20 protein-coding genes are annotated in these 23,850 nt (G+C 40.2%); 6 read left to right on the forward strand and 14 right to left on the reverse strand.

Annotated features, from left to right (window positions below; translation table 11 throughout):
• Positions 1–25: 25 nt before the first annotated feature.
• From WJR50_RS29190 to WJR50_RS29250, 13 genes are all read right to left on the reverse strand, one after another.
• The gene (locus tag WJR50_RS29190) at positions 26–847 is read right to left on the reverse strand and encodes a hypothetical protein (protein WP_341296865.1); all 822 of its coding nucleotides are present in this window, start codon (positions 845–847) and stop codon (positions 26–28) included.
• A 1-nt stretch (position 848) separates the two neighbouring features.
• Positions 849–1,937 (reverse strand): conjugative transposon protein TraM, encoded by a 1,089-nt coding sequence (traM, locus tag WJR50_RS29195; RefSeq protein ID WP_341296866.1) that lies wholly within the window; start codon positions 1,935–1,937, stop codon positions 849–851.
• Positions 1,938–2,052: 115 nt separating this feature from the next.
• Entirely contained in the window at positions 2,053–2,817 is a 765-nt protein-coding gene (locus WJR50_RS29200) for a hypothetical protein (RefSeq protein ID WP_341296867.1), read from the reverse strand.
• Positions 2,814–3,425, reverse strand: coding sequence for a conjugal transfer protein TraK (locus WJR50_RS29205; RefSeq protein ID WP_341296868.1), 612 nt, complete (start codon positions 3,423–3,425; stop codon positions 2,814–2,816). Before WJR50_RS29205 ends, WJR50_RS29200 begins: the two co-directional genes overlap by 4 nt.
• Positions 3,426–3,467: 42 nt before the next feature.
• On the reverse strand, positions 3,468–4,418 hold the full coding sequence (locus WJR50_RS29210) for a TraJ family protein (protein WP_341296869.1): 951 nt from the start codon (positions 4,416–4,418) through the stop codon (positions 3,468–3,470).
• 100 nt (positions 4,419–4,518) lie between these two features.
• Positions 4,519–7,005: a VirB4 family type IV secretion system protein gene (locus tag WJR50_RS29215; protein ID WP_341296870.1), complete on the reverse strand. Its 2,487-nt coding sequence runs from the start codon at positions 7,003–7,005 to the stop codon at positions 4,519–4,521.
• An 18-nt stretch (positions 7,006–7,023) separates the two neighbouring features.
• Positions 7,024–7,353, reverse strand: coding sequence for a hypothetical protein (locus tag WJR50_RS29220; protein ID WP_341296871.1), 330 nt, complete (start codon positions 7,351–7,353; stop codon positions 7,024–7,026).
• Positions 7,353–7,730, reverse strand: coding sequence for a hypothetical protein (locus WJR50_RS29225; protein ID WP_341296872.1), 378 nt, complete (start codon positions 7,728–7,730; stop codon positions 7,353–7,355). The genes WJR50_RS29220 and WJR50_RS29225 overlap by 1 nt, the downstream gene beginning before the upstream one ends.
• Positions 7,731–7,782: 52 nt before the next feature.
• Positions 7,783–8,094, reverse strand: coding sequence for a hypothetical protein (locus WJR50_RS29230; RefSeq protein ID WP_341296873.1), 312 nt, complete (start codon positions 8,092–8,094; stop codon positions 7,783–7,785).
• Between the two features lie 405 nt (positions 8,095–8,499).
• Entirely contained in the window at positions 8,500–9,786 is a 1,287-nt protein-coding gene (locus WJR50_RS29235; RefSeq protein WP_341296891.1) for an ATP-binding protein, read from the reverse strand.
• A 159-nt stretch (positions 9,787–9,945) separates the two neighbouring features.
• The gene (locus WJR50_RS29240; RefSeq protein ID WP_341296874.1) at positions 9,946–10,653 is read right to left on the reverse strand and encodes a hypothetical protein; all 708 of its coding nucleotides are present in this window, start codon (positions 10,651–10,653) and stop codon (positions 9,946–9,948) included.
• Positions 10,635–11,582: a cyclic GMP-AMP synthase DncV-like nucleotidyltransferase gene (locus WJR50_RS29245; RefSeq protein ID WP_341296875.1), complete on the reverse strand. Its 948-nt coding sequence runs from the start codon at positions 11,580–11,582 to the stop codon at positions 10,635–10,637. Before WJR50_RS29245 ends, WJR50_RS29240 begins: the two co-directional genes overlap by 19 nt.
• A gap of 2 nt (positions 11,583–11,584) precedes the next feature.
• A complete protein-coding gene (locus WJR50_RS29250) occupies positions 11,585–12,631 on the reverse strand; it encodes a CBASS cGAMP-activated phospholipase (RefSeq protein WP_341296876.1) in 1,047 nt (348 codons plus the stop codon).
• A 214-nt stretch (positions 12,632–12,845) separates the two neighbouring features.
• Between WJR50_RS29250 and WJR50_RS29255 the strand changes: the two genes are divergently transcribed.
• From WJR50_RS29255 to WJR50_RS29265, 3 genes are all read left to right on the forward strand, one after another.
• Entirely contained in the window at positions 12,846–13,910 is a 1,065-nt protein-coding gene (locus tag WJR50_RS29255; RefSeq protein WP_341296877.1) for a helix-turn-helix domain-containing protein, read from the forward strand.
• Entirely contained in the window at positions 13,910–14,443 is a 534-nt protein-coding gene (locus WJR50_RS29260; protein ID WP_341296878.1) for a PIN domain-containing protein, read from the forward strand. The genes WJR50_RS29255 and WJR50_RS29260 overlap by 1 nt, the downstream gene beginning before the upstream one ends.
• A 333-nt stretch (positions 14,444–14,776) precedes the next feature.
• Positions 14,777–15,700 (forward strand): ArdC family protein, encoded by a 924-nt coding sequence (locus tag WJR50_RS29265; protein WP_341296879.1) that lies wholly within the window; start codon positions 14,777–14,779, stop codon positions 15,698–15,700.
• A 62-nt stretch (positions 15,701–15,762) separates the two neighbouring features.
• Here the strand turns inward: WJR50_RS29265 and WJR50_RS29270 are convergent, their stop codons facing one another.
• Positions 15,763–18,327, reverse strand: coding sequence for a DUF3857 domain-containing protein (locus tag WJR50_RS29270; RefSeq protein ID WP_341296880.1), 2,565 nt, complete (start codon positions 18,325–18,327; stop codon positions 15,763–15,765).
• 220 nt (positions 18,328–18,547) lie between these two features.
• On the opposite strand from WJR50_RS29270, the gene WJR50_RS29275 reads away from it, so the two are divergent.
• The 3 genes from WJR50_RS29275 (at position 18,548) to WJR50_RS29285 (ending at position 23,813) form a co-directional block, all read left to right on the forward strand.
• A complete protein-coding gene (locus WJR50_RS29275) occupies positions 18,548–19,171 on the forward strand; it encodes an RNA polymerase sigma factor (protein WP_341296881.1) in 624 nt (207 codons plus the stop codon).
• Positions 19,172–19,292: 121 nt separating this feature from the next.
• Positions 19,293–20,387, forward strand: coding sequence for a FecR family protein (locus WJR50_RS29280; RefSeq protein ID WP_341296882.1), 1,095 nt, complete (start codon positions 19,293–19,295; stop codon positions 20,385–20,387).
• A 102-nt stretch (positions 20,388–20,489) separates the two neighbouring features.
• Positions 20,490–23,813 carry a SusC/RagA family TonB-linked outer membrane protein gene (locus WJR50_RS29285; RefSeq protein ID WP_341296883.1) on the forward strand — a complete coding sequence of 1,108 codons (3,324 nt, stop codon included), beginning with the start codon at positions 20,490–20,492 and terminating at the stop codon, positions 23,811–23,813.
• Positions 23,814–23,850 lie beyond the last annotated feature (37 nt).

Genomic DNA, 23,850 nt, shown 5'->3' on the forward strand with positions numbered 1-23,850 from the left:
GAGATGAAATTTATGGACACGAATTTTAATAAAGTGGGGTATTGGCAAGTACCTCTCGTTCCAACTGTTGTTCGTACTGTTTGATGGGGCCGGTCTTGCTTTGTTTTGCCGCCTCCATCACATCCAGGATCAGTTGATCGGATTGAAGCTTCAAGTCTATACTTTGCAGGATATAGTCATGGGCCTGTTTGATACTGGAGAGTCTTTCTCCTTCAGTCATAGAAAAGCGTTCGTTGACCAGCAGCGCCTGGCTGAGTTCCTCAGCTTTTTCCAAGAGGTCTTGAGCTAGCTCATGATAAGATAAGGCCACCTGTAACTTCTTCTTGTAAGCCATCTCATCAAAAGCGGCACGATTCACCGAAAGCGATGAAAGGCTGGTTTGCAGGGCATCCGGGCTAGCAGGTAGTAGATTGTCTGCGCCAAAACCATCTAACTCCTGGTATAAGCCCATAGCACCATTTGCGTTTTCAGGGTTATGATAAGCATCTTTGAGTCTTTCAATACCCTCAAAGCCTTGCACATAAGCATCCATGTTGGTGGCTATGGATAAAGCCTGGGCTTCACTGTTTTCTAAATTGGTCCATTGTAGCTCCTGTATGCTTTCGGCCTGTTTGAGAAATTCCTGGTAGTTGTACTGTAGGTCATAGATTTCCCCAATCCTCTCTTCAATCCGGTAGGATACTGTTACTTGTTCGTTGAGTTTATCCAGTTGATCATTCAGGGTTTGTCCATTGGCTACTGTCATCGCGATATGCGTGACATCCATGACCGGAATACCCTGAGCAAAAACCTCGGTACTCAAGCAAAGCCATATTACCAGAAGAGTGTAAAGCTTAGACGTTTTCATGCTATTGATCATTTAGTATTTGAGAAACAAAAAGAGGAAGCCCATCAGGCAGGAATACTGTAGTTTGCTTTCTTCTACTTCTCTGAAGAACATTACGACCCAGTTCAGCGGCTATATCCAAAGGAATATCTCTTACCGACCGCTGTCCCTGCCGGTAAAGGGTTTGTTGGCCAGCTTCTTCCAGAAGACTTTGAGACTCATCCAATAGAATACCCTCATGAAAAGTATGATGATGCACCTGAAGGTGAACTGGAGTTTGCAATATCCTTGAAACCGTTACCAGGATTCTGCTTTGGGCGATTCTTGCCGAGCCGTAAAAAATGGTGCCGGCAGGAAAAGTCTGCCCCTTGATGGATAAGCTTTCTGTTAAGCGGAGGCTTAGCATATCGTTGTTACCCAACTCCTGATCTCCATGTATTACACAAGCGGTAAAGCTTTGGGTAGAGGTATTGGCCAGGTTCACTTTCACAGCTTGAAAGAAATTCTGGCTGTCTGCTTTATTCATATCTTCAGTAGTCAGCACTTCGGTTTTTTTTTCCTTAGGCGTTTCTGTAGTGACTTCTTTTCTTTTTCTCTTCATTTTAATTTTCCTGGATGGAGAATTGACTTTTTTGAGTGTATCAGCTGCTAAAGACTTTGGCTGAATACTCTCCCTTTGTATGGAATCTATCTTTTGAACAGAATCAGTTTTAGGCAATGACCTTTGCTTGATCATCTTCCAGTCAGGCCTGGTAATTTTGGACTTGGCCGCACCTTTAGCTTGTTGTGAGAATTCCTGTCTTCTATCTTTTTCTTCCTTTTTGAGGGCTTCTTTGTAGACTTCGGTTTTGTCCGGTAATGCTTTGGGTTGAATACTTTCTTCCCAACCAAAGCTAGGCAGCGGAGTAAGCCGTATTGTCTGTAAGATATCCTTACCCTTAAAGTGAAGTACAGTGATTGCAATTGCTGCTGCTCCGACAATGAGTAGCAGCCAGGATTTGGAGAGAAGTTGCAATACTTTGTCCTTCCAGCTTTTGGCAGGCTTGGGAGCCTCAAAGCGAAGCTTTTCAGCATTGATATGCGCTTCATCAATTTTGTCTTTAAAGTCCATGGTGTTTTTGGGGTTTGGAGATTGGTGGTTAGGGATTAGAGATTGAAAGTAACTTTACAGTTCTAAAGATTAGCTTCACACTAAAGGCCAAGTCCTAATCCCCAACTCCCATCCACTAATACAAATCCGCTCTTCTGATCAGCTGATAAGGAAGTTTTAGTGAGACACTGCGACGTGCCCCCTTTTCTCTTAAAGTAGCGATAATAGATTCCTTTCTTTCCAGTGCCTGAAGGGGAAGTAAATAATATAGGTAGGCAGATGAATAGGGTAAAATATCATTACTCCCCCACTCTTCAGCTCCTAATATTGGAAAATGGGCCGCTTGTGTTTTGGCAAAGAAGCCTTTCCTGTACTTCTTGAGTCTTTCAAAACCAATAAACTCAGTTTGATAGATTACCGAAGTATGGTTTTTTACTTTGAACTTGAGATAAGTAGCCTGATGATCATGCAGTATGCCTACCAGCTTAAAACCAATACCGTGCTCTCTATTTCCTGCATAATGAAGATCTGTTTGCTCTTTGAGTACTTTAAATCTCTTCTCAGCTTCACTAACTACTGACTTTTCATGATCTGTCTCATCCTTTCTGAAATCATAAAAAGCCCGAGGATGAGATTGAAAGATGAGTATTCCCTGAAAGGGCTTCCCTCCTACTAATGCATAGAATGGCGTCGGTGAAACATTATCTCCTTTGGCAATCACCATGACAATTTCACCTTCAATGCGTGCTTCATAATGCATAGGATTACCAATATCTGCCAGACTCACTGCTTTATCAAAGATTAGATAAGACTTTGCCTGATCAGACACATAGATGGTATCCTGACTATAACTTAAAGTAGTTACCAACAACAAAATGAAAATTAAATTGTATCTGATCATGGTTGCTTTTCTTCTTTATGAGAGTAGGCGATAAAGTCAAAATCAGTAAGCAAAAGGCCATAAGGGTTCTTCTCATGCCGGTAGGCTTGCACTACCTTGAAACTCGCTGCAATTGGAAGCGTCCGTACATTGTCTCCGATATGTACTTCCTGCAAGGCATAGAACTTTCCTTCTATGGGAAGGGTGTTCATATCCAGTACCACAGAGTCCAGCTTGACCTCCGTGTGAGAACCATAGCGGACGTAGTTTTTCTGCACTTCTCCTTCTTCAAAGTCATGGTAGATCCTTTTACCGGATTCTTCATCAATTAGATTCAAGGCATAGTTGATATGCTCATAATAAGTCTCCGCACTATGGGCAAACATATGCTTGACAAAGGTCTCCACATGATTCTGGGTCTCTATCCTGGATACTTTTCTTCCGTCATAATAGCTGGCAGGGAATGTACCCCAGGAGGTAATGACATAGGTCTGTTGCTGGTAATACTCTTTTACTTTTCTGTATTGAATAATATATACCACAGTAGAAATCATAAAGCCCAGGATGCTGACAGCTGCCAGCATCTGCATAGTCTTGAAGGTTTTGTTAAAGTCTTTTACGCTTGACATGGTGTTTAGGGGTTAGAAATTTGGATATTAGGTTTTAATAAATCATTGTTTTCTGCGATGAGCGTATCTGGCTGCCTGTGCACCAGCGTTGACTGATGTACTACCGGCTGCTCCTGTACCAACGACTACTTTACTAGTAGACATCACGGCCTTTCCCTTCTGATACGCTAATCCTGCGCCTAACATAGCAGTGCTAAAGACCCTGCTCTGAAAGACAGCAGCATGTGAATGACCGATGATGTAACTTGTCAGATGGGGTACCATAAAGTAGAGAATGACTATCACCAGACTGACCAGTACAAAATTGGTGGTGCTCAACTCATCAGGGAATAAATAACCATTGAAGTAGAGACTGTTAAATTCTGATACCAGTGTATCCAGGATAATGAGCGTAATACTCCAGAACTGTACCGTCAGATAGCTCTGCAGCCATTTCATGGCAAGGCTATTCAAACCAGGTATGACCGACAATCCAATCGCCAGTGGTCCTACGATGTAGAGAAAAGCCAGCAGCACCAGACGGATCAATTCAATGCCTTTTCTTACGATATGCACAAAAGATCCTTCCAGCAAAGCCAACAGCCAGTTGACCAGGTCAAACTGCATCAGGCGAGTAAAAGAGGCATACAGCTCTTCCATATTGCTGGGCAGCTCTCCGGTCTGGCTTCCCGGCAAGAGCAGGTTCCACATCTCAGCAAGCTTCTGCATGAAGGTCCTGTCAGGTCCGATATAATCCGAGATCGCTTGAATTGTCGCACTGATCACATCCAAAAAGTCTGAGTAGAAAGCAAGCCCAATCCAAAGCACCACACCTCTGACCATCGGCTGAAAGTCCAGGCGAAATCGTTGGGAAAAGACCAGTGCAGAAAAGACCTGGTTGAACACAACAATCAACAGAAAGACTGGAATCATAGAGAGGCCAATAGCCAGGGTTCTTTCCAGCAAAGTGTTTACAGCTGCTAAAAACTCAGCGCTCGCGCTTAAATTGTTCATTACAAATTGAAAATTGGAAAATTAAAAATTGCAAATAACTTATAGCAAGGCTTAGAACATGTGTGAGTAAGGAATTGGTATTCGTAGCTTTCATGAATTTTCAATCTGTAATCTTCAATTTGGAATTACTCACAAATTGATTCACCGCGAAAGGCAGATTTCCCTGATACCTTTCAATGAGCTTTCGCAAGTAGTTTCGCTCTTCGGGCTTGGAAGAAAGCACCGCGTCCAGATGAGCAGAGGTTTCCAATCTGAATACTCTGGCTTCTTCTCCCTGCTTGATAAAGAGTTCCCGGAAAGACTTCTCCACTCGCATGGAATGGATCAGGTCTATCTCATGATCGGTAAAGCCAAGATGATCCGCCAGTTCACTAACCAATCTTTTGTCCTGATGCTTCAGGATGATCTTGGTATCGGCATTCACGAGTACTGCTTCTCCCACACTGGATTTTTTGATCTCACCCAAGCCTTGGGTGATGATGCAGACAGAACCGTTATTCTTTCTGATGGTTCTGAATAGCTCATTAATAAACTCCTGTAAACTCCCCGAAAGCATGGACCAGGCTTCATCCAGATAGAGATATTTGATTTCATCAGGGTACTTTCTGATCTGGTCCAGGGCCAGTTCAGTAATCAGCAGCGTTACCAGTGGATACAAGACTGGATCAGTATTGACCTTATCCAGGTCAAAACAGACCAGTTGTTGTTCACTGATGCTGATCTCTTGTACGGCATTGAGCACCTGCCGGTATTCGCCTGAGACAAAGGGTCTCAAGACCGTTAGGAACTGCTCCATATCAAAGTACCTGATCTCTGAGCGGTATTCTTCTTCCTGCTCATGAATCCGGTGGTATTGCCGCAAGAAATGATAAAAAGAATTAATCCCCGGATAGGATGCCGGGTTCTCATCCAGATGTTGGTAGTAACGGGGAAGGATCATTTTAAAGATCGCTCTTTCAGCAGGAGTTAGATCCTGTTTTCCTGATCCATCAGTGCTTCCTCCTTTCCAGATGGTGCTTAGCACGGCAATCAAAAAGTTACTCTTCTCAGCGGTAAGCAGATACTGATTATCCTCATTCTTCTCCAGCAGAAAAGGATTAAAAGCCAGGGGCTTTTCAGCGCTATATTCAAAGTAAGTCTCGTCAAATGATTTTCCGTTCAGCGCATACATTACATTACGGTAAGTACCGCCTTTGTCAATGATGATCTGCCGGGCACCTCGCTCTAGTCTTTGGGCAATGAAGTTTCCCATGGTGTAAGACTTGCCTGAGCCAGATGGGCCAATGACTACACAGTTCTGGTTGGCTTGCCGGGTGTTGAAAAGATTCACCTGCAAAAGATTTCCAAAGCGGTCACACAAGTATTCTCCCGTTTTATCACCAACATGACTTGTCATGAAGTGCAGATAACATCCTGCAAGATCTGCCGAAGTAATGAGCCAGCGGTAGTGCTGAAAACCATTTCCCGGAAGAGAAGCAAAAAACAGATTGCCTGTATCAAAACTCTCAACGACTACTTCTGCGCCATAGAGCTGACGAATGGCTGAGACCACTCGTTCAACGTAAGTTTTTCTTAAATGCTCATCACTTTCAAAAACCATCACGGATTGGTGCAGGCTTACCAGGCTAGTGTTACCTGACCTTACATAAGCAGTAAACTCTTCCAGTTCCTGAGCTTTGAGCTCATGATCCTGGGTAGTGAGCCACTCTAATGAGTCATTGAGCTTTCTTTCAAAGTCCAGGTTCTTGAGTTCTCTCTCAGTGTCTTCTACCAATAGACATTGGGTCACGACATGAGGAAATTGCATGTATTGAGACAATTGATAGGTATAGGGACTACTGACGCCATAATGGTTTTTGACACTGGCAAAGACTTCATTGCCTTGCCCTATTATGGTAATCACATTGGCTTTCTTTTCTCCGACAGCCAGGGAGGAAAGATCATTGTAGAGGACTCTATTTAGACTTGTACAGGGATGATCAAAAGAAAGATTGATGTAGCGCAGATAGAGGGAGTTTAACTCATCTTCATTTAACCTATCAAAAGACACATCCTTTAGACTGTAGAGTCCTTTGACAAAAGAGGCTGCCAGATTTTCAGCTTCTTTCAGCAGATCCTCTATGCCATCAAATGGATTCTTCAATATAGATCCTCCGTAGGCAAACATGCTGCTTACAGGGTTGACCCTTTGGGGTGAAGTATTATTTAATTTGCTCTTGGTCCTGCTGGGAAAAGAAAGAAACAGATAGCTTTCTTGCAAAAGTGTTAATCTCGCAAAGAAGTGTTCGTGCAGTTTAGCTTCGTAATAAGCGGATTCCCGTATATTTTTCGCTTTATATTCTCGGTCAAAGTAGATATCGGTCTTTTGTATCACAGTACCTACCGGCAGCATCTTGAGCTGCTGGCATAGCACATCATTAGCCTGACCGTACTGGCTCTCCGTCCAGGACTCCAAAGGAGCTCCGGATACACGAAAACCTATGCCTACTCTTCCGTCTTTGAAGATGACTTTATCTTCTTCCAAAGCAAATATGGGTAGTCTATCCCGTAGATAGGTAGATTTTTTCTTATTAGGTTTGATGAACATGTTTACGTTAGAATTGAATCATTGTAGTTGTTTGTTTCCGGTATTTGGTCCGTCACCTCCAGTTTCTCTTCCCCAAACCTCTAAGCGCTTGGGTTGCCAGAAACGATAGGAAAGCAGTGAAAAAAGAAAGCTGGGATGCTTTCGCAAGTTGATGCGTTTCAATAGAAAAAAAGCTCCTAAAGTTGCGAGTAGCACGGCAAAGAAATAGTACTTGCTTACCGGCAGAAAAAAGTTGATCACAATACCCAGCACCATTGCAATGGACAAGCCAAAGAGCAGGGCAAACAAATCCTGCATGGGCAGTCCTAAAATCTGGGCTTTCTTTTCAATGGACTTAAATGTTTTCATTATCCTTGCGTGTCATCCAATAAAATATCTCCTCCTAAGAAAGCGGCCAGGTCATCTACGATGAACTGAAAACCTCCGAAAAGGGCAATGGCGATGACAATTCCGATCATGAACTCCACCTTGTCAGGAGCACCCGTGAAGAATTTCATGGCAGCTTTGAATATTCCGATAGCAATACCTATCAGAAAAGCTACATTCAGAATAATCACAATCCAGCTTTTGATGCTGTTCATGGCATTTTCTACCAAAGCCTGTCCGAAGGACTGCTGAACCGATAAGAAAACAAAAGCCATTAGTAGCATCAAAGACTTGCTACGGATGATCTGCGCGGAATAAAGCACAGCACGGGCTTTGAGGAATGCATACAAATTTTGCATGGTGTAATATGGTTTGGTGTATAAAATGAATTGACAAAAACACTATAATGAATCACACATCCCAGGCATTCTTGAGTGAAGCAAGACGTTCCTTCTGCTTTTCCAGGCTGAGCTTTGACGGTTTATGGATATTCACTGGTTTAGGTGTGATTTTCTCAACTTGCTCATCACCCAATTCAAACTCAGAAAGTTTATATTCTTTAACCAGAATTGCCGGATGATTTTGATAGATAATTTTTTCTTTTCGGCTCGCTTTAGCCCACTTTCTACACTGCCAAACGGTCAAAACCAATAGCAAAACCCACAGTAGAAGTGCTACTATGCCCAGCGGTGAATTCATAAAATTTAATAGACTTTGTGTCATTTTGGTTTGTTGCTTTTAAGTACAATTTTTACTCACTTACTAAATCAATACAATACATATCAAATTGTATGAATTATAATATTATAAGTATTTGATATGTAGATAATTATAGCAAAAAATGAATTGAATATGCAAGCTGTAGATATGGATAAATTGATTGCGATGATGCTAAATACAGTTAAGTAAAATTAGAAAAGTACAATATAATATCTGGAGGTATCAGGTATTAATATGGCAAATACTTGCAGTGAAGTATTTTAACCCGTGGGACAGGAGGTTTTTCTCTTACTTGTAATAAGTGAGTTCTATCGGTGGGGATTAAATCCTCTAGGCTAAGCTTTTATCCTGAATATAGGTAGTCTGAATGCTCAGTAATACTTTCTTTGAATGAACATGGTCTTTAGCTTACAAGGTATTGTGGTTAATAAACCAGTCAACGTATTCAGGAATTCTAGTCCCCAGGTAATAAGGCATGTTCATCAGCAGGTAAGGCTTTCCTTCCGAAGTTTTGGTTTTAATGACTTTAAACTCACCAGCATACATCCTTACTGCGTATGGGTGGGACGCACGTGCTACAAACTGATGCAAAGATTTCAAGCTGCCGGTACTTCCCGACTTGATTTCAATAGGTATTACTTTGTCCTGATGTACATACAATAAGTCTACCTCTGAAGAAGCCTGATTTTTCTCTCTCACCCAGAAGTATGGCTTTTTGTTACTGAAGCTGTTAAGAGAGATAAGCTCCTGGTTGATCAGATGAGGAACAATGCTTCCTTTATAAGCATTACTCATATCTTTTAAGCCTAGCATTTCTGCCTGGATACTTAGCACATGATTTATCAGTCCGGTATCCAGCAGTTGCAACTTAGGCGACTTTTTCAAATCAGGTATAAGGGGTACTTCCATGTCTGTAGTAGGGTACATGAGCTGTATGACTTTGGCATCATCCAGAGTACGCATGGCTTCTCCTACCTCCCGGGAACGGTAATTGGAATTACCGAAATGCTGAAACTTGATACGTTGGTCTACATAAAAGGGGGCTGTAGCCATGATGTGTTTGATAACTTTCCGCTCGGTGTCGTTTTTGGCATACTTTTCCACATCATTCTGATAGGTGCCCCATATGCTTTCGTATACCGAAGGCAACAGTTGCATGTTTCGCTCCTGCACATAAGTTCTCACTACCTCAGGCATGCCTCCCATAATGGCATAGGTATGGAATAAATTGAGCAGGGTGGTATGTGCAAAAGCTTTGACCGGCATCTGTTGCAATTGCTCCAGCGCAGTGTGATGATTAATCGCCTGAAGAAACTCTGAAAAGTTGAGGGGATATAAAAATAAATATTCCACCCGGCCTACCGGAAAACTCTTAACCTTACGCATGGCAAACTCCAGTAATGACCCTGCCGCGATCACTGGTAGTTCAGGCATCTCCTCGTAAAAGTAGCGTAATAGCTGAATAGCCTTGGGGGATTCCTGTATCTCATCAATAAATAAAAGGGTGTCTTTCAGTTCTGAAGTTAGGTTACGGGATAAAAAGAGCGCATCCATGATCGTATGAACATTCTCATAGGCCTCAAAAAAATTGCGGTCTTCTGGTTTTTCCAGGTTCAGAAAAATAGTTTGTGCATACTTCTTACCAAAAGCCCGGATTAGGGTAGTTTTGCCTACCTGTCGGGCACCTTGCAAGATGAGAGGCTTTCGGTGGGCTTTATTCTTCCGGTTTAGATGTTGCTCACCAAACTATTATTGTATTTTAACCTCGGAGTAAATATTTCCGAATGTTGTAACATAATAAGGGTAAAATTAATAATGATTTGTAACAAAATAAGGGTGATCAAATAGAGCTAATTATAGCCTAATAATTGTATTGTTATTTTCTCTTTTCAAATATGCAGTGATAAATTCTTCTGACTCTGTAATTTTCTTAATGAAATATTGGAGTTCAGCATTTCCAAGCTTTGCTAGCTTTCTATACGCTTCTCTATGGCAATGTCTATACATTAACTGGCTTCCGCAAAAACATCTTTTTTCACTTCTGGAAGGCTCTTTCCTTTGCAAAATAAACTGTAACCATTTTACTATATCTAGAATATTATCAGTTATCAGTTCACTCTTGAAAAACTCTATTTCTCCAGAAATACCGTGTGAACGTTCATTAAGAAAATATCCTTTTAAGCGTCTGAATGTTTGATTGAAAAAATAGGGAATAACCTCTGTCTCGATGAAGTGAGAGAGGGTGATGCCATTCTTGCAGATTAAGATTTCTTCAGGTAACGTTTTGATGCAACAGTGGCCTGTGCTCTCAAAGATATGCCAGTCAATATTCCTTGGAATCCTTCCTCCAGTTTCAAATACCAGAGGAAAACGGCTGGGATAATGAGCAGTGGGAAGTATCTCAATTGCATAAGTATCTTTTACACCCTCATTTTCACTAACTAAGTCCAGTTCTCCTGAAATAATTGGAATGTCATTTTTTTCTATAACTCGAAGCTTTGGGGTTTGACAACCTATCTCTTTTGCTTCTGTTAAAAAAAGCTCTAAACCTTTTTTGCCCATGGATTTGAAGATTTTGCTCCAGAAATGATAGCGGCAAAAGCTTTTTGATCTTCCTCTTTATCCTTACCCTCTGGAAAACGATCGCCTAAGTGTTTATTCCAAAGCTTACTTGCTTTTAACTGGTTTGGCTCTCTGAGTGCTTTTTCTGCATCTTCAATGAACTCATTCAAAGCAGTCAGGAAGTTTTTCTTTCGTGTATCATCATAATTAGCAAACAGATCATCTCCAGGAACCATAGGAACTATACACTCAAAACGGAAGTCCAGAATTTTCTTTATTTCTTTCAGTGTATCTTTTAATGTGATGTCATCCCTGTCATTGTAAAAAAAATTGTCTTTCGCATTGGCAGCGAGAATTGTCATAGATAAGCCATTGGGCATTCTATTTCTTTTGTGATCGCACCATGCCTTCAAGAATTTAATTACTCTGACAAGTTGCCCTTTTATATCTTTTCTTTTGTTGAGCCAGTCAACCATAGCCTTGGGGTCACTATCTTCCCATCCATTATTTTTAACCGCAAGCTGATATTCCTGTCCTTCTACTTTATAGTATACCGGCATATCAATTTCATAGTCACCGGCGAATATGCTTCTTATGCACTTCTTTCGGTGTTCAGGAGATGTTGTAGTATATCCTTCTACAGCTTCTTTTACCCAAGTCTGCAAAGTAGTAGCTGAGACATCAGGCTGACGGAAAAAGTAAACTCCGTCATCCAGATCACAAATATCCTCTTTAGTTCTTATACCGGTTCCCATTTTCCCAGATCCCTGTATATAGAACTTTGGCTTATATTCTGGATGATTTTCTTTAAAATCCTTTCTTATTCTACTCCTTAATCCATCTCTGGAATTGGTCATTCTATCTTTTTTGACTTTTCTAATTGAAATATCCTGATGGAACGTTTGAAATAATTCGTGACAATCTGCCATAATTAAATTTGTTTTAATGGTTTATACTCTCTTTTTTGTCTAACAAAAAACTCTTTTACTATCTCTGCACCATGTTCTTTGAAGGATTGAACTCCTATGTCCTCAAGCTGGGTTATTTTATTTTCAGCACTTTCATCCATATCAATAGATTCTCCTTTTTGGAAGTCATACTGCACCCTTTTATAAAAGAATCTTGAGTTACTTGTGTGTCCAAGTCCACTAGCTAGAAATTTGACAGTGTTATCGGTGTTTTGTGCTTGTGCACTAAATATCATTTCAAAAACACGCTGTCGTTTGAGCCAGTACATGATTCCAAACTGATGAGGGTTCAAAGTCTCTGAGAATTTCAGATGTCCGGTACCCAGAGACAATACCTTGATTTCCTCAAGAGGCACATCTAGTGCACAATGGGCTTCAATGATACCTATGAGAGTGGGATTGTTGGCGATAATGCCACCATCAACATTATGATTGACACAAATCTCGTTTTCCCCTCTTACATGTTTGTATTTAAAAGAATGTGGCTTAAAAAAGATAGGGGCAGAAGCAGTAGATAGAGCTACATCATGAGCAGGTATTTGATAATCCCGCTTAAGGTCAGGGTGATGTGCAGTCTTATAAACATGTGCTTTTCCTAAATATGCATTAAATGTTGGAATACAAACTCGTGTTCTGGAATGCCCAAGTCTTGTGTCTCCTGTTTTAGAAAGAGGTTGAAATGTTTTCTTTAACAAACTATAGAGATACTCATTTGGGTATTTAGGTTTTCTTAAATAAGAAAGAATCCCTGGTCTTCCAGGAAATATTTTTTTTGCGTTCTCCCGGTAAAGAAGTAAAATATCTTGAGCTGACATGCCTAATGCCAAACCCAGGGAAATTATTCCACCTGTTGATGTTCCACAGATAAGGTCAAAGTAGTCACATATATTTTTTTTTTCAGAACAGTTATGATTGATTTCTTCTTCAAGTTCTGTAAGTAATCTAGCTGGATAAATACCTCGGATGCCTCCACCATCTATAGATAATATCTTGAATGACTTTTCTTCCATTGTCTTTTCTATTTTCACTTAGTTGACAAGTTTCAAATTTTATACCAATCTGTCAACCAAAACATTTTGTCAGTATTTTTAAAAAGTATAGTTCATAACTGTCATACGTTGAAATATTTATTTATGACAAGTTGACATATTTACTTTATTGACTAGATTTGTAAACCAGTCATTGCTTTTTTATGTTGTTCAAATACAACAATAATTTACTTGTATGAAATACTTTGCTGAACGTTTAAAATCAGCTCGTTTGATGAACGGCTTATCCTTGCAGGGACTAGCTGATCGGATCAATAATAAAGTAACTAAACAGGCAATAAGTAAATATGAACAGGGGCTAGTAACTCCTGATAGTGAGATGATAAGTTTACTTTCTGAGTCGCTTCAAGTGCGTCCGGATTATTTTTATTCAGATACTGGAGTAAATTTTGGTGAGATTGAATTTAGAAAACTCAAAAAGTATTCTGCCAAAGAAAAAGCCAGGATCATAGAGATTGCTCGCGATATCCTCAGAAGATATATTGAATTGGAGGAGATTCTGGGTATTCAAACTCAATTAAATAATCCTTTAAAACATTTTTCTGTGAGTAAAAATCATGCTCAACAGGATGTTGAACATGCGGCAGATGAGTTGCGCAAAGCATGGAAATTAGGGTGTGATCCAATAGCAAATGTCATCGAGCTTTTAGAAGACAATCATATAAAAGTCATTGAGATTGAATCTACTGTAGAATTGGATGGGTTTTCCACTTATATTAATGATAAAGTTCCTGTCATTGTACTTAATATAAATAAACTTGATAACAACCCTGATCGGAAACGTTGGACTGCATTGCATGAGTTGGGGCATCTTTTACTAGAAGATCTGTCAAATTTTCCAGAAAAAGACAAAGAGAAACTTTGTCATTACTTTGCAGGAGCTCTTCTATTCCCTGAAGAAGCAATTAAAGGTGAGCTAGGGGAACGTAGAACCCGGCTGTCTTTTCATGAGTTAGGAGCATTAAAGCAGCAATATGGTATCTCTATGCAAGCTATAGTGTACAGAGCAAAAGACCTTGATATCATTAGTGACAATTATTATAAGCAGTTTTTCTTTATGTTTAGCCAAATGGGTTATAAAAAGGAAGAACCCTATAAATATCAAGGTTACGAGAAGTCTAATCGCTTCAGCCAGTTGTTGTTTCGGGCCTTAGCTGAAGAAGTCATTTCTATGAGTAAAGCAGCATCTTTGAATAATCAGAAACTAGCTGAATTTAGAAAGGAAAACCTGATGATTTAATGAAGATTGCTGTTACAGATGCTTGTATATTTATTGATCTGATTGAGCTAAAGCTTATATCTCCTTTTTTCAAACTGGGCAGCACACCACTAGAATTGGAAATTCACACCACTTTAGAGGTAATAGATGAGTTATATCCAGAGCAACAAGAGATTTTGAAAGCATATGAAACAAGCCAGCAATTAACTATACATAATAATAGTGCTGAGGGACTGGAGGAAATTCAGTCCTTTAACTTTCCTAAAGCTTTATCACAGCAAGATAAATCTGTAATCTATGTGGCATCTCAATTAAAAGCCATGGTATTGAGCAGTGATAAACCAGTGAGGAATTTTGCCAAAAAAATTGCTGTTGAGGTTCATGGTATGTTCTGGATATTTGATCAATTGGTTGACAAAAACCTTCTCGACCAAGAAGAAGCTATTATTAAAATCCGTCAACTTATGCATACTAATCTAATCTATCAGAATAATATCCAGCTTTGGAAAGAAGCTAATAAAAGGATCACTTCCTGGGGCGGTAATGTTGAGTAAGAAAAGAAATCAGTATAATTATCTTCATTGCACAGAAGACATAGCATTTCTCAGTTGCTAGTGGCGATCTACTATATGTACCTCTCAATCATAGTTTATAACCTGCTCTAGTATTAGATAAAAACTTCCAACCGCACAAGGTTCATGCAAATGGATAGAGCAATTTAGGCTTGATTGCTGGAAAATAGGCAAGAAATTCCGGCATAAAGCCACCCCACTTTCCTCTACAAGTTTATTCCGTTGCTTCGTTGCCCGAATTCCAGCCCCAAGCCTGGGTGATGGCCCATCAATTTTTTCACCGTCCCATTCCCGGGACACAAACCCTTTACTCTTATGAAAAAGTATTCTAATTCCCAGGCTCGCAAAGATGTTTACCAAATGGTCACTGACATCATCCTAGAAAAACTAGAACAAGGGGTCATTCCCTGGAAGCAAAGCTGGAGTGAACAAGGCCCTGCCGCCAATTACCTGAGCAAGAAGCCTTACCGCGGAATTAACGCACTACTGCTCAACAGTCTGGGCTTTAGCCATCCCTACTTTCTTACTTTCAAGCAAGCTCAACAATTAGGAGGTAAAATCAAGAAGGGCTCCCAAGCTCTTCCAATTGTTTACTGGCAATGGTACTTCCAGCATCAGCAAACAGGGAGGAAGCTTACTGAAGAAGAAGCCAAAAGCCTCCCAACCGCTGTAGTAGAGCGCAAAGCTTTCCTCCGCTATTACCGGGTTTTTAATATTCAGAATATTGAAGGAGTAACATTTGATCTGCCAAAGCACAACCAAAGTATCGGTGCTAATAAAGATAAACTGATGCAGGGCTTTAAACCTCTCCACACCATGCCATATTCAGTTGGGATAAAGACCCAAAGCAATACACCTTTCTATCATCCTCAACACGATTACATCAATATGCCTAAGATGACATCTTTTCCTACTACTGAAGCGTATTTTCAGGTACTATATCACGAGCTGTCGCATGCCACTGGCCATCCTAAAAGACTGAACCGTAAAGGCGGCAACACCCCTCAACGCTTCGGTTCATGGAGCTACAGCCAGGAAGAGCTTATCGCGGAGATGGGAGCCAGTTTCTTATCCAATCTGATGGGATTTCAGACTGAAGTAGAACTCAATGATGCCGCATCCTACATACAAGGTTGGCTTAAGGTACTGCATAATGATAAGCGCTTTGTCATAGAAGCTGCCCAGCAGGCTCAGAAAGCAGTAGATTATATTCTAGGAAACAAGGAGGGATCGCCGTGAAACGGGATTAGTCTCCCTTCCTTTTTTTCAACAGGATGAAAATATTGATTTAGCTAACTTAACTATTGATAAGTACTAGTGCTGAGCATAGCGCTATTGTTTAAATCGGTATAGATATCTTCCGTTGTATCATCATTATGGCGCTGTTTGCAAAATGTACTTTTAACCCTTTCTGAAAGATGGAAGTAAGGTACCCAGATTGCAGCACCAATAATCAGTCTGCCTACTTCCTTATATACTTCCATACGATGCTGATCTGATAGTTGGGACGGAATGATTTCTTCAGCGATCCATAAATCCAGCACAGGTATAATAAAGCCTAATGCATAATAAAATGTGATTAAACGGGGCAGACTGGTCCTGCGCTGGTAGAAAGCAAGGAGTACCATAATGGTAAATACAAGAAACAGCGTATTACAAACTAATTCCGCTCCGAAGAATAGAGCATATTGAACAGGGTTGTCAATACCAGTGGAGAAAATACTTTCCCATGAATTTTGGTTGAAATAGTCGTCTGAAAAAATATCTACACCCTGCAAAAGAGGGGAGAGGGTTAGCCCAATGGCAGGCAATATGAGCCATCCTCCAATAGGTTTATCTTCGGCATATTTCCAGGCAGACGGGTCATACTGATCGTAAATTCTGTAACAAATAAATACACCAGCTCCAATAGCAATTACCACCAGTACCACAGAAACCCAGCTTAAGGAGAAGCCTGCAAGGCTATGGTAGTAGGTAAGGTAATAGTTGAATTCATTTTGTATGTCCTGATGTTTACGCAGCATTTCCTCTGCTGAGTCTCCCGCAATATATTCTTTATTCAGGCTGTAATTATGCGTTACTGAGACTGTCCTGCCATCACTTTGAATAATATTTTTATAGGCAAACCCATCTCCATTGATATTTATGTCCAGCGGTTGAACCGGCCAGTCTTCGGGCATATCCACCTGAGTCGTCTGAGAAAATGAGTAAGGCTCTCCCATATAATAGGGCATGCTACGTTGGGTAGTTTTTGGGTAGCCGAGTTGAGACTCAAGTACTAAAGGGTAGATTTCACAGTAGAGATAGGAAGAATCATCAGAAGTGAGCCAAAAGTTTTCTATCTGGTAATGCTCCTCTACCACCACTTTATTGGTAGAACTGCGTTCATAATCAAAAAACTTTACAGAATCCACCGATTTCAGTGAGGTATACAAACTATGGTAATAGTTGAGATAACTTTGCTGAATAGACGCCCTTGAATCAGTATTGAAATTACTTCGGATAAAGTCCGCTTTAGAGCCGGTATATTCAGAGCGGATGAGCAGGTCTGCTTCTTCACCTATCTGCTTTACGGTAATTAACTCCTTAATATTAATTGTAGGTATAATGCTCTTAGGAATACTGATAAGCTCTGAATTTCCTTGCTTTATGATGAGCCCTCTCTTATAGTTAGGAAATGACATATGGGCAAGATCACCTCCCTGGTTAGAGATAGTTGGATCTACAAAATAGTCTGCTCCCTGGAAGCGAAAGTTCACTACACAATGATCAAAGGCTCTGTTGCTGGGTAACTGTTCCACTAAATCCTCTTTCAATTGCGTATTGACCAGCATAGGGTAAGCTTCAACACCTTCTTTGCGAAGTAAAGCGACCAGCAACAGAGACTTGTCTTTGCAGTCACCATAGCGCTGGTTAAATATTTTTTGAGGGGGATGAGGTTTGTAAGCACCTATTCCAGACTCAAATCCTAAGTAGCGGATATCATCCTGAACCATTCTGATGAGTGAAAGAATAGTGGTCTCTTTTGTAAAAGTATTTTCCAGAACAGGATTAAGTTTACCTACCTGGCTTTTAGAATATTCGTACAAAGGAAGCGCCCAATCCACTACCTCTTTCCAATCTTTAAAAGTAGAAATCGCTACATGCCGATGAGGATCGTACCAGGCAGGTACATTGTTATCATACAGTAAATAATCCATTGCTTCTACATCCCAAAGATATTCTTGTGTAGCATCCGATTGTTTCACAGTAGGTTCAGCAGCACCTTCAAACAGGCGATATTGGATATCCTGATGAGTATTGCATATGAGTCGGCTGTAGATCCGGTTGACGGGTACAGTGTGCTGATGATAGAAAACAGTAGAAAACTCACCCTGGTGAATAGGGTTGAATCCCACTATAGAATAAGCATATTCTATGATATCGTTTTTGCGAACATCGCTTAGGTTCACCACCGCTGACAAAGAGCCATCATAAAGTGACCTTTCCATACTGGTTTCTCGCTGGAAAGTCTGAACCTTGCTCTGCTGAAGCTTATCTATTTCTTTTCCTTCTCTGATGATTTTAATATCATGCACCAGCAGTTTCTGATAGCTCGGATCAAAGGTTATACTGATATCTGACATGGACTGAATACCATCGGCATTCAGTACCTTTACAGCATAGTGTCGGTAGACGGTCTCCCTTAACAGGTTAACCTGCTCATCAATGAGAAGGTATTGATAACTCCCATTATCCTGAAGTATTTTTTGGCTAGTAATCGGAATGTTATTGACCCAGGTTTGAGGTTGAATTTTTTGAACTTGCTGGGCCAAAGAAGAGAGCGTACAAAGGCAAACTAAAAGAGCTGTAAAGATATTATGCATAGCTTATCATTTACAAGCAAATATATAACTATATTAATTAATTATATAATTAAATTTATATAAAATATCTCTTTAGATGTTGAGCAGGTTTTATCTTGTTCATTTTGTATAAGTGACTAGGCTTTCTGATTTTGCAGATATAATAATATTTGCTTCTTATCAGCTGTTGTTTTTATTATTTAAATAAACTAACATAGGGCTATCTAATAAATGTAATTTGATGTTACCGTCTTCAAATCCTGGAAAAAAGCTTATTATTTTAGATGAGGAGGATGTTTGGAATCGGCTAAGGGCAGGTGACCATAGTGCCTTGGAATATCTTTACCGTACCTATGGTAAAGATTTATTCAACTTTGGAATGAAGCTGTATGGGAGAAACGAATGGGTGCAAGATACCTTACAAGAGTTATTTATAGATCTTTGGAAGCAACACCAAAAACTATCAGCAGTCACCAAAATTAAAACTTACCTTTTTAAAGCCTTTAAGTACAAATTACAGCGCCAATATGGCAAAGAGAAGCGTTGGATTTATCAGGTAGATTTTGAAAAACTGCCGGAAATGGACGTAGAACTGCCTCTGGAAAATAAGCTAATCACCGCCCAACTTACTAAGGAACAGCAACATAAGATTGCTAGTGCTATTTCAAAATTGCCTCCCCGCCAAAGAGAAGTGCTACACTTATTATTTGATGAAGATCTGAGCTATGAAGAAATATCTCAGGTTATGGAGATTAATGTAAGGTCAGTCTATACAGTTGCCTGGAAAGGAATCAAATCGCTCAGAAAAGCCATAATAGATTTTCTTTTTTTACTTGTCACCTATCATTTTTTATTCTTTTCTTAATTTTGCAATTAGCTGAAATCCAGTTGATTATATTCTTATTTTAAAAATATTTTATTTTTTTTCTCTTTAGAAGGATAACTTTCTCAGGTTGATGTCACTGTTATATTGAAATGGCATCAATATGAGTTACAGTCGGTTTACAGTAGAAGATTTTGTGCTGGATAAGTATTTTCGGAAGTGGGTACTTTCACCCGACGAAGAGAGCAACTTATTTTGGCAAGGTTGGTTGCAACGTAATCCTGATAGAATAGCAATGTTGCAGGAGGCAAGGGCAATCATCCTGAGGATGCCTCGCATTAACTACGGATGGAATGATGAACTTGAGAATTCCATTTGGAAATCTATTGTGCAAAGCACAAAAGAAAATCCTCAAGTTAAGGATGCAGCCAATACCAAAGTTATTCCGCTAAATGCGGAGACAGTGTTAGGCACCTCGGCAAACCCGTCTCAAAGAAAGAAATGGGATTATCAGAAATTTAGCAGAGTAGCCGCTACTGTATTGCTGTTGCTGAGTATTGGTATAGCAGGTTATTTAGGATTTCATGAAAGTGAAAGAGGGGAAAAAGCGATCGCTTTTCTTACCAAAGAAGCTCCTCTTGGCACCAAAGTACGGTTTGACCTTTCAGATGGCACCCAGGTGATATTAAACGCCGGGAGTACAGCCCGATATCCTGAACGTTTTTCAAGCAATGAAAGAGTAATAGAAATTAAAGGAGAAGCTTATCTGGATGTAGCCAAAGATAGCTTAAGACCATTTAGAGTCAGGACCAATGAAGTGATAACCGAAGCGTTGGGAACCGCATTTAATGTTAGAAATGAACAAAATAAAGTTGAAATAGCCCTGGTAGAAGGAAAAGTGCAGGTGAGTTTAGCAAAGCCTGATACGGTATCTACTTTGATACTTCATCCCGGTGAACAGGCTTCTTTACATAGAGGTAGACATTTAAGCAAACAAGGGTTTGATACTGAGAAAGTAATCGCCTGGAAAGATAACATTATATTTTTTGAAGGGACATCTGAGGAAGAGGTAATAAGACAACTGGAACGTTGGTACGGTGTCAAAATTACCATGATAGGTCAATCCTCAAAACCCTGGGACTATACAGGAAAATTCAAAGACAAAGGTCTATCCTATGTATTGAAGTCTATTGGCTACACCATGGGTTTTCAGTATGTGATTGATGGAAAGGAAGTAAAAATTATGTATACGAATTAATTTTAAACAAATGAGGCAATTTTTAAACAGCAGCTAGAAGTTTACGCTGACTACAAGACCTAACAGGTTTTTTTAATACTTACACACCTAAAACTTATACTCATGTCAACACTACTACAACACTTAGGCAAGTGCTGGAGATTCTTTCTGGCACTCCTGCTATTGCAGGCTTTACTTTTTAGAATGACGGCAGCCTCTGCAGAAAATAAGCAGGCAGGTAAAAATGTAAAAGAGGTATATACCACGCTTGAATTCAATAATGAAGATGTCATTTCGGCATTTAAGAAGATAGAAGAAGCTACCGGCTTTAGCTTCTCCTACAACATCAGTGACGTTAAGGAAAAGAAGATAAATGGGAATTACCAGAAGCAGTCATTGTTTGAAATTTTGATAGATTTTTCCCGACAGTCAAATTTAAAATTCCGACAATACAATGATGTGATTAATGTAAAACCTAAGCTAAAGGGAGAAAAAGCAAAGGATGTTGAAATAGCTAAAGTGGCTTTGACTGTACAAGGAGTTGTTTCCGATCAGGGAAGTGGGCAGCCTCTTCCCGGTGTCAATGTTATTATTAAAGGCAGCAGCACTGGAACGGTTACCGACGTAGAAGGAGCTTATAGTCTTAATGTACCTAATGACAGTGATACATTACTCTTTTCTTCAATAGGATACATATCACGTGAAATCGGAGTAAACGGAAGATCTACCATTAATGTAGTTTTAGAAGAGGATGTACGTAGTTTAGAAGAGGTGGTCGTAGTAGGTTATGGTACGGAGAAGAAAGTTAATGTTACCGGATCTGTCAGCTCAATTGATGGGAGTGAATTGGAAGAGATACCTGTCGGACAAACTACGATGGCCTTACAGGGAGTGGCTCCCGGTGTTACAGTTACCCAGCGTTCTGGGCAACCTGGTTCGGATGGAGGTAATATAAGGATCAGAGGTGTTGGCACTTTGGGGGATAGTAACCCTCTGGTTATGGTAGATGGAGTGGAAACTGACCTCAGTAATGTAGACCCTAATGCTATTGAGAATATATCAATCCTGAAAGATGCAGCCTCTGCAGCAATCTACGGTGCTCGTGCTGCAAATGGAGTAATTCTGGTTACTACTAAACGGGGTAAAGAAGGAGTAAGTGTAAACTACAATGGCTATGTAGGTCTACAAACCCCAACCGATATGCCGAATATCGTCAATGGAGCTGACCATATGGAGCTCATGAGTGAAGCGTATACAAATGTTGGCCTTACACCTATTTGGACACCAGAGCAAATTGAGACACACAGAAATGAAATGCCTTCAGATCAGTATCCCGATACGGATTGGCAGGAATTGACCATGAAGAATAGTGCCCTGATGCAAAATCATAATTTAAATATCAATGCGGGAAATGAAAGGGCTAAATTATTTGCTTCTCTTAGTTATTTAGATCAGGATGGAATCATACCCAATACAGATTTTAACAGGTTTAACATTCGCTTGAACTCTGACATAAACATTACGGATAAGTTGACAACTTCCATGGATGTTTTCCTTCGTCGTACTGTACAAAATCAACCTTCAAACGGAACAGGTTATGTATTCCATTGGATGCGTCGTATCCCGTCTAATGAAGTGGGTTTATTGTCCAATGGCTTGTATGGAGAGGGCTGGAATGGAGATCACCCTTTAGCGCGGGCAAAAGACGGAGGAATATGGACTATTGAAAACCTTGATGCTATCCTTAATTTTAGAGCTAATTATCAGTTTACGGATTGGCTTTCAGCAGAGGTGATGTATGCGCCAAGGTTTGAAAATCCCCATGAAGTCAGGTTTTACAATATAACACAAACTTATGCCAGAGATGGGGTTACGCCTACTCATTTTGTGCCTCAGAGAAATTCACTGACCGAACGCTTTGATCGTGAATGGTATAATAACCTACGAGCTATAGTTACGGTAGATAAGAGCTTTAATGATATGCATCAGCTAAGTTTTTTAGCTGGATATCAACAAGAGGACCAGACGAGTAACTGGGTTTCAGCATATAGAGAAGTTTTTCCTTTACCTGAGTATCAGGAAATTGATGCTGGAAACCGGGCAAATGAATTAACAAGAGGCTCAGGAACCCATTGGGCATTACAATCTTTATTTGGAAGGTTAAAATATAACTTCCGGGATCGCTATTTGCTGGAGGCTAATGTGCGGCGTGATGGCTCTTCGCGTTTTGCCGAAGGCAACCGACACGGTGTGTTTCCTTCCTTTTCTGCTGCCTGGAGAATATCTGAAGAGCCCTTTATGCAGGGAGTATCTGATGTTGTAGACCATTTGAAGTTGCGTGCTTCCTGGGGACAATTAGGTAACCAGAACATAGGGTTATATCCTTATGCTGCATTCATTCAAATTGGTGGAGGTAATACTGATTATGTTTTTAATAATGCAATTTCCCCGGGTGCTGCATTAACGAATATGGCCAATCCGGATATCGTATGGGAGACATCTGAGACCACCGACATTGGAATTGAAGCCAACCTGTGGGGTAAGCTGGATATTACTTTTGATTACTATTACAGATTAACCAATGATATTCTCCTGCAACTGAACATTCCTCAGACGCTAGGCCTAGAAGCTCCCTTTCAAAATGCCGGAGTAGTAGAGAACAGAGGTTGGGATTTTGTAACGACCTATCGTGATAGAGTAGGTGAGCTGAATTATAGCATTACCTTCAACCTTTCTGATGTGAAAAACGAAGTGTTAGACATGAAAGGCATACAACAGAGTGGCCTTCAGGTAGACCGCGAGGGGTATCCCATAGGTTCATTTTTTGGTTATCGGGCTTTAGGCCTTTTTCAATCAGAGGATGAAGTAGAAGATCATGCTACACAGTTTGGTACTATTGCACCTGGTGATATTAAATACCAGGACATCAATAATGATGGCATCATTAACGACCAGGATCAGGTCGTGATTGGAAGTCCCATCCCCAGATATACCTATGGAGCCAGGTTTAATCTGGATTATAAAGCATTTGATTTTTCTTTGTTTCTGCAGGGTGTAGGTAAAGCAGATGGCTATTTATTTGGCCAGGGTATTATGCCCTTCTATCTGGGAGGTACGGTACAAGAACAACATAAAGATCGTTGGACTCCTGATAATACAGATGCCAGCTATCCCCGCCTGGCATTTAATCAGGTCAACAATGAACAGAACTCAAGCTTTTGGATGAAGGATGCTTCTTATTTGAGGCTACAAAATATTCAAATCGGTTATACTATTCCTCAAGGTGTTATTAATAATGTTCAACGCTTACGTATTTATCTGAGCGGGCGAAATTTGTTTACCATTGATAATTTTTACGAGGGATATGATCCGGAAGCTCCTGTAAGTAACGGTGGGTGGTATCCGCAAATGAAAGTGTTTACTGCCGGGTTGAACCTTAGTTTTTAATTTCAAAATACTGCAACGATGAAACTACTTAGATACA

It is taken from the genome of Catalinimonas locisalis (assembly GCF_038039535.1).
Lineage (GTDB): Bacteria > Bacteroidota > Bacteroidia > Cytophagales > Cyclobacteriaceae > Catalinimonas.